The sequence below is a fragment of the Pedobacter sp. KBW06 genome, from assembly GCF_003852525.1.
Taxonomy (GTDB): domain Bacteria; phylum Bacteroidota; class Bacteroidia; order Sphingobacteriales; family Sphingobacteriaceae; genus Pedobacter.
Window position 1 is genome coordinate 139,003 of the sequence record NZ_QAJL01000004.1, and the last position, 16,711, is coordinate 155,713.

12 protein-coding genes are annotated in these 16,711 nt (G+C 42.8%); 5 read left to right on the top strand and 7 right to left on the bottom strand.

Annotation, left to right across the window (positions count from 1 at the left end; all coding sequences use genetic code 11):
- Positions 1 to 120: 120 nt before the first annotated feature.
- Genes DBR43_RS22955 through DBR43_RS22965 form a run of 3 tightly spaced genes read left to right on the top strand, consistent with a single transcriptional unit; the run spans position 121 to position 4,448 of the window.
- Positions 121 to 1,998, top strand: a complete 1,878-nt coding sequence (locus DBR43_RS22955; RefSeq protein ID WP_124585237.1) for a CocE/NonD family hydrolase — start codon at positions 121 to 123, stop codon at positions 1,996 to 1,998.
- A gap of 8 nt (positions 1,999 to 2,006) precedes the next feature.
- Positions 2,007 to 3,662, top strand: a complete 1,656-nt coding sequence (locus tag DBR43_RS22960; protein ID WP_124585239.1) for a M1 family metallopeptidase — start codon at positions 2,007 to 2,009, stop codon at positions 3,660 to 3,662.
- 54 nt (positions 3,663 to 3,716) lie between these two features.
- Positions 3,717 to 4,448, top strand: a complete 732-nt coding sequence (locus DBR43_RS22965) for a head GIN domain-containing protein (RefSeq protein ID WP_124585241.1) — start codon at positions 3,717 to 3,719, stop codon at positions 4,446 to 4,448.
- An 83-nt stretch (positions 4,449 to 4,531) separates the two neighbouring features.
- Here the strand turns inward: DBR43_RS22965 and odhB are convergent, their stop codons facing one another.
- The 4 genes from odhB to DBR43_RS22985 all read right to left on the bottom strand — a co-directional run bounded on the left by odhB (position 4,532) and on the right by DBR43_RS22985 (position 10,917).
- On the bottom strand, positions 4,532 to 5,761 hold the full coding sequence (gene odhB, locus DBR43_RS22970; RefSeq protein WP_124585243.1) for a 2-oxoglutarate dehydrogenase complex dihydrolipoyllysine-residue succinyltransferase: 1,230 nt from the start codon (positions 5,759 to 5,761) through the stop codon (positions 4,532 to 4,534).
- Between the two features lie 19 nt (positions 5,762 to 5,780).
- Positions 5,781 to 8,576, bottom strand: a complete 2,796-nt coding sequence (locus DBR43_RS22975; RefSeq protein WP_124585245.1) for a 2-oxoglutarate dehydrogenase E1 component — start codon at positions 8,574 to 8,576, stop codon at positions 5,781 to 5,783.
- Positions 8,577 to 8,641: 65 nt separating this feature from the next.
- Positions 8,642 to 9,520, bottom strand: a complete 879-nt coding sequence (locus DBR43_RS22980) for a MerR family transcriptional regulator (protein WP_233603168.1) — start codon at positions 9,518 to 9,520, stop codon at positions 8,642 to 8,644.
- Between the two features lie 110 nt (positions 9,521 to 9,630).
- Positions 9,631 to 10,917 carry a DASH family cryptochrome gene (locus DBR43_RS22985; protein ID WP_124585249.1) on the bottom strand — a complete coding sequence of 429 codons (1,287 nt, stop codon included), beginning with the start codon at positions 10,915 to 10,917 and terminating at the stop codon, positions 9,631 to 9,633.
- 154 nt (positions 10,918 to 11,071) lie between these two features.
- Between DBR43_RS22985 and DBR43_RS22990 the strand changes: the two genes are divergently transcribed.
- Together DBR43_RS22990 and DBR43_RS22995 are read left to right on the top strand one after the other, a co-directional pair.
- Positions 11,072 to 12,007 carry a TIGR01777 family oxidoreductase gene (locus tag DBR43_RS22990; RefSeq protein ID WP_124585251.1) on the top strand — a complete coding sequence of 312 codons (936 nt, stop codon included), beginning with the start codon at positions 11,072 to 11,074 and terminating at the stop codon, positions 12,005 to 12,007.
- Between the two features lie 52 nt (positions 12,008 to 12,059).
- Positions 12,060 to 13,364, top strand: coding sequence for a cryptochrome/photolyase family protein (locus DBR43_RS22995; RefSeq protein ID WP_124585253.1), 1,305 nt, complete (start codon positions 12,060 to 12,062; stop codon positions 13,362 to 13,364).
- 17 nt (positions 13,365 to 13,381) lie between these two features.
- Here the strand turns inward: DBR43_RS22995 and DBR43_RS23000 are convergent, their stop codons facing one another.
- From DBR43_RS23000 to DBR43_RS23010, 3 genes are all read right to left on the bottom strand, one after another.
- A complete protein-coding gene (locus tag DBR43_RS23000; protein ID WP_124585255.1) occupies positions 13,382 to 14,296 on the bottom strand; it encodes an FKBP-type peptidyl-prolyl cis-trans isomerase in 915 nt (304 codons plus the stop codon).
- Between the two features lie 11 nt (positions 14,297 to 14,307).
- Complete coding sequence (locus DBR43_RS23005; RefSeq protein WP_124585257.1) at positions 14,308 to 14,787, bottom strand: FKBP-type peptidyl-prolyl cis-trans isomerase; 480 nt, start codon at positions 14,785 to 14,787, stop codon at positions 14,308 to 14,310.
- Between the two features lie 126 nt (positions 14,788 to 14,913).
- Positions 14,914 to 16,704, bottom strand: a complete 1,791-nt coding sequence (locus DBR43_RS23010; protein WP_124585259.1) for an acyl-CoA dehydrogenase family protein — start codon at positions 16,702 to 16,704, stop codon at positions 14,914 to 14,916.
- Positions 16,705 to 16,711: the final 7 nt, after the last annotated feature.

The following is a 16,711-nucleotide window of genomic DNA, read 5'->3' on the forward strand; positions in this document are numbered from 1 at the left end:
ATAAACCTAACACTAATAATCGCCCATATTCCAATTCTTTCCTCATCTTTAATGTTACAATCGCTAAAATGAGCAGACGTTTTCTGTATATTTAAGCTTCAATAAAAACCAATACCCAACATGACCCGCTTTAAATTTTCCTGGTTAATGATGATCCTGTTTTTTGCAGGGACATCCGGCTTTGCCCAGCAGTCAGATTCTGCGTATGTACGTGAGAATTACACAAAAATCGAACGCAGCATCCCTATGCGCGATGGGATTAAATTGTTTACCGCAATCTACATCCCCAAGAATAAAGGAAAGAAATATCCTTTTATGATCAACAGGACCCCTTATACCGTTTCCCCTTATGGTGAAAATAAATACAAACCGACCCTGGGCCCATCTCCTTTATTTCTTAGAGAAGGATTTATTTTTGTATACCAGGATGTACGCGGAAAATGGATGAGCGAAGGCGAATTTGTAGATGTAAGACCTCATATCGATCAAAAGAAAGGAAAAAAAGACATCGATGAGAGTTCAGATACCTATGATACCATAGACTGGCTCATCAAAAATATTCCGGACAACAATGGTAAAGCAGGGATCTATGGGATTTCTTATCCTGGATTTTATTCTACGGCTTCATTGCCTGGCGCTCATGAAGGCCTGAAGGCAGTATCGCCTCAGGCACCCGTTACCGATTGGTTTATGGGGGATGACTTTCACCATAACGGTGCCTTTATGCTGGCAGATGCTTTTAGCTTCTATTCTTCATTTGGTGTGCCAAGACCAAAACCGATTACCCCGGATAAAGGACCTAAACCCTTCAAATATCCGATCACGGACAACTACCGCTTTTACCTGAGTGTGGGTGCATTAAAAAATGTAAAACAAAAATACTTTGGCGACAGCATTAAATTCTGGGACGACCTGATGGCACACGGCACCTATGACGCTTTCTGGAAAGGAATGAACATCAGACCACATTTAACAGGCGTAAAACCAGCAGTCCTTGTGGTAGGTGGGTTCTTTGATGCAGAAGATGCTTACGGCGCTTTGCACACCTATCAGGCGATAGAAAAACAAAATCCTACGACAAAAAACAACCTCGTAATGGGTCCATGGTTTCATGGAGGATGGTCAAGAGGAACCGGAGAAAGTTTCGGAGACATCAGCTTCGGACAGGCAACAAGTACCTGGTACCAGAAAAACCTGGAATTCCCCTTCTTCATGCAATACCTGAAAGATGCCACCGATGCTAAAATTGCTGAAGCGAATATCTTTATTACCGGAAGCAATGAATGGAAAGGTTTTGCGACCTGGCCGCCACAAAATACAGAAAACAAAACCCTTTATTTTCAGCCGGAAGGTAAGCTCAGCTTCAAAAAGCCTACTGTCTCCAATAGCTATAACCAATACGAAACCGACCCGGCCAATCCGGTTCCTTATCAGGATGGGGTACAGGCCAGAAGAACCAGGGAATACATGATCGATGATCAGCGCTTTGCAGCACGCAGACCTGATGTACAGGTTTTCCAGACGGAAGTTTTGGAAGAGGATTTTACCTTAACAGGGCCAATTAATGCCAATCTTGTTGTGTCTACCTCCGGAACAGATGCCGACTACGTAGTCAAACTGATTGACGTTTACCCGGAAGATGCCCTGCCAATGGAGCCCAATCCAAAAAACATCATTATGGGCGGATACCAGATGCTGGTGCGCGGAGAGGTAATGCGTGGAAAGTTTAGAAACAGTTTTGAAAAACCGGAACCCTTTATTCCAGGAAAAGTAACAAAAGTGAACTACAGCATTCCTGATGTGGCACATACCTTCAAAAAAGGACATAGAATTATGATTCAGGTACAAAACTCCTGGTTCCCGCTGGTAGACCGGAACCCTCAGAAATTCATCGATATTTATCATGCATCGGACAGCGATTTCCAAAAAGCAGTTCAGCGCATCTACCACGATGAGCAAAATGCATCTTCAGTATCTGTGACGGTATTAAAGCCCTAATCTGAATCATGAAAAAGATTATATATTTAACACTGGCATTGCTTGGCTGTACGCAGCTCAGCAATGCACAGCTGCTCAGCGGGAAAACCAAATTTACTCGCGCAGACAGCCTGCGGGGAACACTGAGCCCCTTGCGCGCCTGCTACGACATCAATTACTACCATCTTGATGTGAAGGTGGATATCGATCAAAAGTTCATCAGCGGAAGCAACGAATTTCAATTCAAGGCGACTCAGGATTTCAGCAAATTACAATTCGACCTGTTCGAAAACCTCAGGGTAGAAAAGGTGGTGTATAAAAACAAAAACGTTCCTTTCAAAAGAGAGTTCAATGCGGTATTTGTAGATTTCCAGCAGACCATTACCAAAGGAACTAAAGACAGCTTTACCGTATTTTACTCCGGAAATCCAATCATTGCCAAAACCCCGCCATGGGACGGAGGTTTTATTTTCAGCAAGGATAAATCCGGAAATCCATGGGTTTCTGTGGCCTGTCAGGGTCTGGGTGCCAGCAGCTGGTGGCCAAACAAAGACCATCAAAGCGATGAGGTAGACAGTATACTGATCAGCATCAGCGTACCTAAAGGGCTTCAGGAAATTTCAAATGGCCGTTTAAGGAGCACCAAAGAACGCCCGGACGGCTATACCCAGTACAACTGGTTTGTAAGTAATCCGATCAATAACTATAACGTCACCTTTTACATCGGGAAGTATGCGCACTGGACAGATCAGTATGCAGGAGAGAAAGGTAATCTTTCTATCGATTACTGGTCTTTGAAAGAAGACAGCACAAAGGCCCGCCCGCACTGGGACGCGGATGTGAAGCCGATGCTCAAATCCTTTGAACACTGGTTCGGTCCTTATCCTTTTTATGAAGATGGATATAAGCTCGTCCAGGCCCCTCATCTGGGCATGGAGCACCAAAGCGCAGTAGCCTATGGAAACCTCTTTAAAATGGGCTATCTTGGCAGAGACCTTTCCGGTACCGGATGGGGAATGAAGTTTGATTTTATTACCATTCACGAAAGCGGGCATGAGTGGTTCGGAAACAACATCACCACAAAAGACATTGCCGACATGTGGGTCCACGAAGGCTTTACCAATTATTCTGAAGCTTTATTTACAGAATCCACTCAGGGAAAAGAAGCGGGCTCAGCTTATGTCATCGGCGTCAGGAAAAGCATCGCCAATGATGTTCCGGTTATCGGTGCCTATGATGTCAATCACGAAGGTTCGGGAGACATGTATTACAAAGGAGCCAACCTCGTTCACCTGATCAGACAGCTGATCAATGATGATGAGAAATTCAGAGGCATCCTCAGGGGCCTGAATAAAACCTTCTACCATCAAACAGTAACCACCCAACAGGTGGAGCAGTACATCATGAAACAAAGCGGATTAAAACTGGAAAAGGTATTTGATCAGTATTTGAGAACAACGATGGTGCCTGTCCTGGAATATAAAATTGAAGGGGACAAACTTTCCTACAGGTGGACTTCCTGTGTGAAAAACTTTGACATGCCTTTAAAAGTAACCTTGAAGGACCAGGGCTTTTCCAGCATCTACCCTACTACAGCCTGGAAAACTACCGGATTGAGCAGCCAGATCAATAAAGATAATTTCAAAGCAGATCCAAATTTTTACGTTAAAACAAAAAATTTATAGTAAATCTTGCAACAATCAGGACATGGCTTGCGTCTTATAGAAAACCTTAACCACATGAAAAAATTTAGCTTAATACTAACCTTTGCATTTTTTGGTCTTGTTGGCCTCAGCAAAGCTGAAAAACCAATCAGAATCAGCGTTTCAAGTCTCCATGATGAAGAAAGAAAAGTAAGTAACTTTACCGGCATCGGTATTTCCGGACCGCTTAAAGTTTATGTGAAGATCGGGAATACTGAAAGTCTCCGGCTGGAAGGTGATCAGGAAGGCATAGACGAACTGATTACAGAAGTAAAAAATGGCACTTTAAACATCAAACCAAAAAAATCGAACTCCAATAATTGGTTCGGAAGGTCAAATTCCAAAATCACCGCCTATATCACAGTAAAGAAGTTAACCTCCCTGGCCATGGCGGGATCAGGAAGCATAGAAGTAGAAAACACAGTGAATGCAGATGATTTTAACGCTGCAATCAGTGGTTCCGGAAGCATCAAAGCGACGGTCAATGCACAAAGTCTGAAAGCAGCCATCAGCGGGTCGGGAAACCTGTCCTTTGCAGGATCAGTAAAAAAAGCAGATGTAGCGATCAGCGGATCGGGAAGCTTCTCCGGAAAAAGCCTGTCATCAAATGACGTGAACGCGCACATCAGCGGTTCAGGAAACATTTACATCAATGCAGAAAAAACAATCAATGCAGCAATCGGAGGTTCCGGAAACATCAACTATACCGGAAATCCAACCGTGACCAAAGCAATCGGCGGATCGGGAAAAGTCAGAAAAGCAGACTAGAAGAAATAGCCTGGCCAAAAATAAGGCATAAAAAAAACCCCGGACAATGAGTCCGGGGATTTTTTTTATATGCTTAATTCAGACTATACGCCTAAAAGCAATCTTGCAGGATCTTCCAGTAATTGTTTTACCCTTACCAGGAAGCCAACAGACTCTCTTCCATCAATGATGCGGTGATCATAAGACAATGCTAAATACATCATCGGACGGATCACTACTTCACCTTTTTCGGCGATAGGACGCTCAATAATATTGTGCATTCCCAGGATCGCAGATTGCGGTGAGTTGATGATTGGAGTCGACATCATTGAACCAAATACCCCACCATTGGTGATGGTAAATGTTCCACCTGTCATCTCTTCGATCGTCAATTTGCTATCGCGGGCTTTGGTAGCCAGTTCGATTACTGATTTTTCAATTTGTGCAAGCGTTAAACTTTCTGCATTTCTGATGATCGGAACAACCAATCCTTTAGGTGCAGAAACCGCGATAGAGATGTCTACAAAATCATTGTAAACCAATTCTTCGCCATCAATCCTTGCATTTACTGCAGGGAAATCTTTCATTGCCTCGCAAACAGCCTTGGTAAAGAAGCTCATGAAGCCTAAACCAACACCATATTTTTCTTTAAACTGATCTTTATACTTTCCGCGAAGATCCATGATCGGCTTCATGTTTACCTCGTTAAAAGTAGTCAACATTGCCGTTTCATTTTTCACTGCTACCAAACGTTTTGCAACCGTTTTACGTAGTGGCGACATTTTTTGTCTGCGCTCGTTTCTTGCACCCGCAACCGGGGCAACCACTGCTGCAGCTGCAGGGGCAGCAGCTTTAGGCTGTGCTTTTTCTGCGTTTAATGCATCTTCTTTAGTAATCCTTCCATCTACACCTGTTCCTTTTACAGATCCGGCATCCACACCTTTTTCTGCAAGGATCTTTCCTGCCGATGGTGATGGAGTACCTGTCGCATAGCTGTCTCCGGATTTCTCTGCTACCGGAGCAGATTTTGTGTCTTCAGCAACAACAGCTTTTTCTGCTGCAGGCGCTGCAGGTGCTTCTTTAGATTTAAGAGCGGCACCGCCGTCTTCAATTTTACAAACTACTGCACCTATAGCCAATGTATCGCCTTCACTAGCCACTGTCTTTAAAGTTCCGGCCTGTTCTGCAGTTAATTCAAAAGTTGCTTTATCAGATTCCAATTCAGCAATTACTTCATCCATTTCTACTGCATCCCCATCATTTTTCACCCAACGTGATAAAACAACTTCGGTGATTGACTCGCCTACTGGCGGAACTTTTATTTCTATACTCATAACTGATGTATTATATTTTCTAATCTACATTATAAACTTTACTCACAGACTTTTTAGCAATCTCTTTCTCTGTTTCCGTTACCGGCATTTCGAAAGCTTTTGCCAAAATATACGCTTGCTGATCTGCATGTTGCTTAGCAAAACCTGATGCTGTACTGCTGCTCTCTTTTCTTGAGATCACTTCAATATCATTAAAGATAGTTTTTCTTAACCTGCGCAGCAAATATGGCCATGCACCCATGTTTTCAGGCTCTTCCTGAACCCAAACGGCCTCTTTAGCATTCTTATATCTCTTGTATACGGCTTCCATTTGCGCTAAAGGCGTTGGATACAATTGCTCTACCCTTACGATAGCCACATCTTTGATCTGATCTTTCTGTTGTTTTTCCAACAATTCATAATAGATCTTACCGCTACAGAACAATACCCTGTTCACTGATGCTGCTTTCACATTTGCATCGTCAATCACTTCCTGGAATTTATTGTCTGTGAACTCTTCAAGCTTGGAAACGCATAACGGATGACGTAAAAGGCTCTTAGGGGTAAATACCACCAATGGCTTTCTGAAATCACGTTTAAACTGTCTGCGGATCGCATGGAAGAAATTCGCCGGAGTAGTACAGTTGGTTACCTGCATGTTGTAATCTGCACAAAGCTCCATAAAGCGCTCGATACGTGCCGATGAATGCTCAGGACCCTGGCCTTCATAACCATGTGGCAATAACATTACCAAACCATTCTCACGCTGCCATTTCGTTTCGGCACTCGCAATATACTGATCTACCACAATCTGCGCTCCGTTGAAGAAATCTCCAAACTGTGCTTCCCAGATCGTCAATGCATTCGGGTTGGCCATGGCATAACCATATTCAAAACCAAGTACACCATATTCCGACAAATGCGAATTGTAAATATCAAAAGGTGCCTGCTGATCAGAAACATGAGCCAACGGGATGTACTCCTCTTCAGAATCCTCCAGTGTTAAAACTGCATGACGGTGAGAGAACGTACCTCTTTCTACATCCTGTCCGCTTAAACGAACACGTTTACCTTCTGCCAGCAAAGTGCCATAAGCCAGTTGTTCACCCATCGCCCAGTCAAATACATGTGTGGTATTTGCCATTTTACTGCGCTCATCAAAAAGCTTCTCAATTTTCTTGAAGAACTTTTTATCTGAAGGCAGAGTACTGATTCTTTTGGCCACTTCCAGTAAAGTAGTTTTCTTAACCGCCGTATTTGGAGAGACTTCAAAATCCTGTACCGTAGCCAGACGCATATCTGCCCAGGCACCACCGAATTTAACATCCTGATAAGTAGAAGTAATTTCTTTAGCTTCATTCAGGCGTTCCTGCAAGAGACCACGGAATTCTTTTTCCAGTTCTTTTGCCATACTTGCTTCCAGTTTTCCTTCTTTGATCAACTGCTGAACATAGATGTCACGCGGATTGGCATGCTGCTCTATCGCTTTATACAATAATGGCTGTGTGAATTTAGGTTCATCAGCCTCATTATGTCCAAACCTGCGGTAGCATAAAATATCGATGAACACATCGTTTTTATATTTCTGACGGTACTCCATTGCCAGGTTAATCGCATAAACCAAAGCTTCCACGTCGTCGCCATTTACATGGAAAACAGGAGATAAGGTTACTTTGGCGATATCTGTACAATAAGTACTCGAACGTGCATCTTTAAAGTTGGTGGTAAAACCAATCTGGTTATTGATGATCAGGTGAATGGTTCCTCCGGTTTTGTAACCGTCCAGGCCAGCCATCTGAATCACTTCATATACGATCCCCTGACCGGCAACAGAAGCATCACCATGAATCAGGATTGGTGCGATACGTGCATCATCACCACCGTATTTAAAATCTATTTTAGACCTGGTCATTCCTTCTACCACTCCGTTCACTGTTTCCAGGTGGGATGGGTTAGGGCATAAGCTCAGGTGAACACTATTTCCATTATTGGTGGTTACATCGGTAGAGTAACCCAAATGGTATTTTACGTCACCACCAAAAGGTGATGCTGCGCTGTACCCTTTACCTTCAAACTCAGCAAAGATGTCCTTATAGGTCTTTTGCATGATGTTGGCCAAAACGTTCAGCCTTCCACGATGCGCCATTCCGATCACAAATTCTTCGATTCCCAACTCAGAACCTTTTTCAATTACAGAATCCAACGCAGGAATTAAAGCCTCTGCACCTTCCAGTGAAAAACGCTTCTGACCAAGGAACTTTGTTCCAAGGAAATTCTCAAAACTTACCGCTTCGTTCAGCTTTTTTAAAATTCTTCGTTTTTCTTCGATAGAGAAATTCGGTGTGTTACGCACACTTTCCATTTTATGCTCTATCCAGGACAATACCTCCGGCGTGCGGACATACTTATATTCTGCACCTATTGAACGGCAGTAAGTCTGTTTTAAGAAGGCAACGATATCACTTAGTTTCGCTGCTCCGATGCCGATTTCAACACCTGAGTTAAATACCGTATCCAGATCAGCTGCTGATAATTTGAAGTTTTCCAGATCCAGTGTTGGGAGGTGCTGACGTCTTTCTCTAACCGGGTTGGTATGTGTAAACAGGTGGCCACGCTGACGGTAACCGTTGATCATGTTTAAAACACTAACCTCCTTTAGGAAATGTTCAGGGGTTTCTTCTCCTGCTGATGCCGGAGATGAGCCTCTGCCGAAGTCGAAGCCTTCAAAAAATTTCTGCCAACCAAATTCAACCGAATTGGGATCTTCTTTAAAAGTTTGATAAAGGGACTCTATGTATTCGGCATTTGCGCCGTTGAGATAAGATAAATTATCCATTATGTGTGAATATGCTATAAGTGATGCAAAATTAGGATTTTACCTATTAAATCAGGCAATTTTCTTTATAAATCTTCCAAAAAATCGGTCATATCACAGACATTCTTCAATGGCGTCAGCTGATCCTTCACAAGGATATCAAATTCAGAGATTAAACTACCTGCAACTAATAAAGGAACATTCAGATTGTCCATAACTTTACCTATGATTTTATTGATGTCTTTACCCAGATTTAAAGAAGTTAAAACAATAAAAGCGAAATCCGGCTGATAGGATTCCACTACTTTTTTAAGATCTGTATAAGGTATTTCAGATCCCAGATACAGGGTATCATGGCCACACCTTTTCAATAGGTATCTGGCAAAAAGCAGGCCAGTTTCATGCATTTCGGCCTCAGGAAGAAAAAGCAAAAATCTTTTCACTTCTGCTTTCACTGGTTTTTCCACTTTATCGATTTCTACAATGATGCGGTCGCGGATCAGGTTGGAAGCAAAGTGTTCCTGAGAAGGATCAATCGTCCCGGTTTGCCACAACATCCCCACCCGCTTCATGAAAGGAAAAAGGACTATATCCATCGTTTTCACCAGGCCCATCTCTTCAATGCATTTCCCCAATACTTCAGAAAACTCTACTTCATCATAAGCGATCGTGGCATTGGAAAGACTTAACAACTGTACGGAATCATTACTCCAGTCTGACTTTAACTGGGTAACCAGATCGGAGATCTGCCTATGTGTCATCTTCGCAATCCGGCTTATTTTATAGCCATTCTCGTTCAGGGCCACGATATTAAGCAGCATTTTTAAATCGTCCTCATCGTAGAAACGAATGTTTGTCGGTGTTCTCTTGGGTGGCACCAAATTGTACCTGATCTCCCAGGCCCTGATCGTATGTGCTTTAATCCCAATGAGTCCCTCTATATCACTTATTGAAAATTTCCTCACGTTATTGTTTACAACAAATGTTAAACAACTTTGTTTAAAAAACAATTTTTGTTTAATTTTTATGAAGAATAAACGTTAAAAGAGGAATTAAGGTATTTTGAAGAATGATTTTAAGCAATCGGTGCCGCATCGGAAACAGCAGTTTCCAGTATTTTAATTTGCTTATCCAGGTCAAAGGTATTTTTTGATTTCGCGTCTTTTCCTACGCCTGCTACATTCGCCCAGTTGCCCCAGTTACTCGCCGGTGCATAATCAATGAGCTTATCCTCAAAATAGACTGCCCCGTTCGTCCAGTGGACTTTTAAGACATGAACCAGGAAAGTAGCGACCAATAACCGAGCCGAATGAGGAATAAAACCAGATTCATTCAATTCATGCATGTACTTGTCAATCATGATATGCCCGGTAGTTCCTGTCTTCCATTTTTGTAAAGCAGGGTTTTCATTATCAGCAACAGAGAACAATTCCTTTTCGAAATCAGGGTCCTGGAAGAACTCAATTCCATGTTTTTTAAACATAAACCTGAAATAATCCCGCCACAATAAACCCAAAAGAATCTGATTGAAATTTGCGTTTCCCCCAAAAGCGGCCTCCGCTTCCTTTACCAACCAGTAAACCTTTCTTGGCGATAAACAACCTAAAGACAACCAGCCCGATAAGCGGGAAGAAAAACCAGGTTTATCAGGACTCTGTTTCACTGGTTTCAGGTAAATGTCTGCCCCCTCTTCCAGCAATGCTTTCAGCTGTTGCAGGCCTGCATCCTCTCCACCCGAAAATGATGGTTCAGGAACAGAGACCGCAGAATCAAAGCCTAAGTCTTCGAGCGAAGGCAAAGTTCCCCAATCTTCATTCTCTACAAAAGAGATCTCCTCAGGAGATAAAAAGCATGATTTCACAATGGCATCGCGCTCTGTTTTCTTTTTAAACTGAGCAAAGACATCAGGGATGTCCTTAATGGGAAAAGGAAGGTCTTCTTTGTTATATAAGGTATGTCCTATAAAATGTTTTAAATTGATTTTAAGCTTCCACAACAGGTCTTCCACCTTCGTAGAAATCAAGGTCTCTTCCGGCGCCACTTCACGGTGATGGTAAACTTCGGAAATTTCGTAGTCTTCCACCAATTTGGCCATCAATTCTTCCGGACTGCCCTTCATCAGTAGAATATCACCTCCCAGTTGCTGAAAAGCCAGTCTCAATGCCGCAACACTTTCCAGCAGAAACTTCGCCCGATGTGCCCCGGTCTTATCCGTTTCAAATATAGTGGGCTGAAAATAATGAGGATCAAAAAAATAAACCGGCAAAATACTGTCGGATTTTGCAACGGCTTCTACCAACATTTCATTGTCGTGTAATCGAAGATCATTTCTAAACCAAACTAATATTCTTTTAGACTTCATTAATGAGGGGGACATAAAGTATATAATTCACAAAAATATACGAATTTTTAGCTTAGTACGAATGCATAAAGCAATATTTACATAAGCGCAACAAACATTTACAAGAAAAAGACTTAATTCCAAACTAAAATGCCGTCAAGCGGTTATACAAATTATGACGAAGCACATTCTGATGACCGGAGCCACAGGGCTGATTGGTAAAAGACTAATCCGGGACTTACAGGAAAGGGGACATCAAATCGCGGTACTTTCCAGAAAACCTGTTGTGATAGAAAACGTTAAGGTCTTTTTGTGGAATGTCTACCAGCAGGAAATAGATCCTGATTGCCTGAGCGGTATAGATACCATCATCCATCTGGCAGGAGAAAATATTGCCGGCGAAAAATGGAGCCCGGCCCGAAAGAAAAAAGTGATCGACAGCAGGGTCTTGTCCACAAAACTCCTTTACCAACTTATAAAAGAACAACAGGCCGGGATTCAAACCTTTATTTCCGCTTCGGCGGTTGGCTATTACGGGGATGCCGGAGATGAAATACTGACCGAAAAAAGCCCTGCCGGAACAGGTTTCCTTGCCGAATGCTGCCGGCAATGGGAAGCCGCTGTAGATGAAGGCGCTGATTTAGGCCTGAGGATCGTAAAATGCAGGATAGGTTTTGTGCTTGCCAGGAATGAAGGGGCTCTCCCTGCCCTTGACAAACCCATCCGGTTATTTGTTGGTGCCGGATTGGGCAGCGGCAAACAATGGGTGCCATGGGTACATATTGATGATGTTGTGGAAGCATTTGTAAGCGCAGCAGAAAACGAGCAATGGACCGGTCCATATAATGTCTGTGCACCTTTTCCTGTAGGCAACCGCAGCCTCACTAAAGCCATTGCAAAACAACTCCACAGACCGGTATGGCCAATCAATGTTCCCGAAGGTGTTTTAAAGCTTATTTTAGGAGAAATGAGCGAAGTCGCCCTGATCAGCAACAATACTTCTGCACAAAAGATCCTGGATACCGGTTTTAAATTTAAATTTCTTCAACTTGAGAATGCTTTAACCGATATTTACCAAAATAACCTGGTTCAAAATAATCCGGATTCATAGGACACATGATTCCGGATCCGTTTCACAAACTTAGCCCAAGCCCTTTAAAATAATGAAGTCAGAAATTAACATTTGCTGGTTACGAAGAGATTTAAGACTCGAAGACAATGCCGCATTATACGAAGCACTCCGAAGTCCTTTCCCGGTACTGTTAGTATTCATTTTTGACAAAAATATCCTCGGCAAACTGGCCGATAAAAAAGATGCAAGGGTAACTTTCATCCGGCAAACCCTTTATCAGCTAAATACCAGTCTTCAGAAATCAGGAAGCAGTATTTTAGTCAGATATGGCCTTCCTGAAGAAGTATGGCCGGAGGTTTTGAGCAATTACAATGTAAAATCAGTTTATACCAACCATGACTACGAGCCCTATGCACGTGAAAGAGATGATGCACTGGCCGAATACCTGCGTTCGGAACAGATCGGCTTCCGGACCTTCAAAGACCAGGTGATTTTTGAGAAGAATGAAATCACTAAAGCGGATGGCAAACCATACACCGTATTCACGCCTTACTTCCGTCAATGGCAGCAAAAACTGAATGACTTTTACGTCAAGGCTTATCCGGTAGAAAAATATGCAGCCAATTTCTTTCCATTGGCTCCTCAGGAAATCCCCTCACTTTCTGAAATGGGATTTGAAAGCTCAGACCTTAACTTCCCGGATAAAGACTTCAGCAGCAAGCTGAATCTTTATGAAGACAAAAGGGATTTTCCCGCAGAAGACGCAACCACTTACCTGGGTGTTCATCTTCGTTTTGGCACCCTCAGTATTCGGGAAGCCGCAAGGGAAGCCCTGGCTCAAAAAGCAGAAAAATGGCTCTCTGAACTGGCCTGGAGAGATTTCTATATGATGATCTTATGGCACTTTCCACATACCGTCAGCCAATCGTTTAAACCTGCTTATGACCTCATAAAATGGAGAAACGACGAATCAGAATTTGAAGCCTGGTGCCAGGGAAATACAGGTTACCCGATCGTAGATGCAGGAATGAGACAATTGAATGCGACCGGCTATATGCACAACCGCGTCAGAATGGTGGTTGCGAGTTTTCTGACCAAACATCTTTTGATCGACTGGAGGTGGGGCGAAGCTTATTTTGCAGAGAAATTACTGGATTATGAAATGGCCAGCAATATTGGGGGTTGGCAATGGGCCTGTGGCTCGGGGAACGATGCAGCACCCTACTTCCGGATCTTCAATCCTGAACTTCAGACAAAAAAATTCGATCCTGAATTTAAATATATCGACCGCTGGATTCCTGCTTATAAACAACAAAAGCATGTAAAACCTATAGTTGAACATGCTTTTGCAAGAGAAAGGGTATTGAAAGTCTTTAAAGAAGCATTAAATGAATAATGCTTTATTGTCCCTGTTTAGTTGGTAACGTTGATGATCTCCACGTCAAAATCTAACACAGAATTCGCAGGAATACTTCCTGTAGAGTTGGTTGCATTTCCATATCCCAATACTGAAGGGATAAACAACCTGAATTTAGCTCCTTTTGTAAATTTCACCAACATTTTTTCCATTCCCACCACTAAACTTTTCGGTGCTGAAGTAAACTGACCTGAATCGGCAGTTGTTCCGTCCAGCATCTTTAAAGTATATTTAATCTCTACGTCTGTATTGATGTTGATGGGATCAGTTCCTGTTCCCTGAGTCGTCACGATGTAATGAACACCAGACTCGTCTTTTAAGGCCGTCAGTGTATTCGCTGTTAAAAATGACACAATATGCTGCTGATCTAATACCGCTTGTTTCTCCGAATACGTGCTGATATTGAATTCAATCACTTCGTTTGAAGGGATTTTTGCCGCAGGATATCCATTTTTACCAAAAGCAAGGTAGGAAGGCAAAAAAATCCTGGCACTACCGCCTGGTCTTAATTTTTTGATCACATCTGAAATTGCCGGAACCGGAAGCCCCATGAACCCACCCCCTTTAGCAGCCATACCCGTATAACCAACCGGCATCCCCAGATTACGGATCAGGGGAGAACTTCCATACACAGTACCATTTATCATTGATTTTCCAACAATATTATAACGTACAGAATCTACATCTTTATATTCAGCGGCAGGTGTTCCGCCATCAGCAGGCTGTGTAACTACATAAAAATATCCGGATTTTGCCGGATCCGGCAAAGCAACAATATTATTTTTAGCCAGATAATCGGCTATTTTAGCATCATCCTGCGTCTGAACAGATTCATATTCCTTTTTACAGGAACTCAAAAGAACGACTGCCCCTAATAAGGCAAAGGTATAAAGTGATAACTTTTTAATCATTTGGTTTTTTATTATTTGATATTCACGAGGGTAACGGTATAATCTAATATTGAATTCGGGGGGATTGATGAGCCCTGAAAATCCTTGTACGCTAAAGGAGAAGGAATAATCATCCTGATTTGTCCTCCTTTGGCAATCAACGGAAGTGCGATTTGCCATCCCTGCATTAAAGCATCAAGTTTTAAGGTAACGGGCCGCTCTACAGGAACGTTGTCAAACTGAGTCTTGGCAGCCAGAATTCTTCCGCTATAATAAACCTGGATACTATCGCTCGACTTCGGGGCTGCTCCCTCACCTGCTGCCAGGATCCGATAACGCAAGCCGGAGGGGAGGATGGTAAGGTCTTTAATGGCACTATCCACGACGTATTTTTCTATAATTGCTTTGTCAATCTCCAACTGGGTATCGGAATCATAATCCTTCTTTTTTTCGCACGCTGCAAATAACCCGCAGAGAAGCAATAAGCCCAGAAAGATCTTGTTTTTTAACATAATACACAAAAATAGTCTTTTCTAACTGATGGAACAATTTTTAACCAATTTTAACAATTACCGGAGTGCTCATAAAAAACGCCCTTAATAAATTAAGGGCGTCCAGTTTAATTATGAATCGTTATCTTAATAACAATATTTATTTGCAGCAATCAACTGCTGCGCCACTTTCTGACGTGTTTCTTTTACATTGAAAGCTTCCATTTTGGTAAACCTGCGTAAGCCTACCATCATCATTCTTTGCTCATCACCTTCCGCGAAAGCCCACAATGCTTCTTTACCTGCTTTCTGAAGTCCGTCAACGGCTTCCACAAAATAAATGCGCATCATGTCCAGCTGGCCTTCACAGGCAGCCTCCCCACGAAGGTTCACTAGTTTCTCTGTTCTCAGCAAGGTCGATTCCGCCACGTACACATAGCTCGCCATGTCTGCGATGTTCATCAGAATTTCCTGTTCTTTAGATAGGCTCATCATCAGCTTCTGCACTGCTGCACCTGCCACCATCAAAGTTGCTTTCTTCAGATTTTTAATGATTTTCTTTTCTGCAGCAAACAAGGTATCGTCTTCTTCCCCGAAATCAGGGATCGACATCAGTTCTGCAGCTACCGCTGTAGCCGGCGTCATCAGGTCTAATTCACCTTTCATCGCACGCTTCAACATCATGTCTACAGTTAACAACCTGTTGATCTCATTCGTTCCTTCAAAGATCCTGTTGATCCTGGCATCACGGTAAGCACGGTCCATAGGCGCCTCTGCAGAGAAGCCCATTCCACCATAGATCTGAACCCCTTCATCTACCACATAATCCAACACTTCAGAACCCCATACTTTCAGGATGGCACATTCTACCGCAAACTGCTCTGTAGATTTCAGTTTCGCTTTACTCGCATCCATGCCTCCGGCAACCAAGGTCTCATAAGCATCGTCGATGTTCTGACCGGCACGGTAATTTGCAGACTCTACGGCATACACTTTAGCCGCCATTTCTGCCAGTTTGTACCTGATGGCACCATATTTTGAAATCGGACGGTCAAACTGAATCCTTTCATTAGAATAATTGATGGCCGTATCGATCACCGCTTTGGAAGCGCCAATCGCTGCAGCAGCCAGTTTGATCCTTCCAATGTTCAGGATGTTTACCGCAATCTTAAATCCATTCTGGCGCTCGGAAAGCATGTTTTCTACCGGTACCGGGCAGTCGTTAAAGAACACCTGTCTGGTAGAAGAACCTTTGATTCCCATTTTATGCTCCTCAGGATTCATGGTAATTCCGCCAAATTCACGCTCCACGATGAAAGCTGTTAAATTGGCATCATCATCGATTTTAGCAAACACAATAAAGATATCTGCAAAACCACCATTTGTGATCCACATCTTCTGACCAGTGATCAGGTAATGTTTCCCATCTTCCGACAATTTCGCCTTGGTTTTTCCGGAGTTGGCATCAGAACCTGAGTTCGGCTCCGTTAAACAGTAAGCAGCCTTCCATTCCCCTGTTCCCAGTTTAGGAATGTATTTTGCCTTTTGTGCTTCATTTCCATAATATAAAATCGGCAATGTTCCGATTCCGGTATGAGCTGAAAGTGCCACAGCAAAAGAGTGCCCTGCTCCGATCACATCAGCAACCAGCATAGAGGTGTTGAAATTCTTTCCAAAACCACCAAATTCTTCCGGAATAGAAACCCCAAGGATGCCCAAAGCTCCGGCTTTATCCATTAATGAAGGCATTAGTCCCTCTTCCTGCGTATCAATACGGTCCAGGTTCGGGTATACCTCTGCCACCAGAAAATCGCGGCAGGTCTGTGCAATCATTTGTTGTTCTTCATCAAATTCTTCAGGAATAAATACATCCTGGTAATTGGTTTCTGTTATCAAAAACTCTCCACCTTTAATTGTTTTTTTGTCTGTAGTTTCCATAATATCC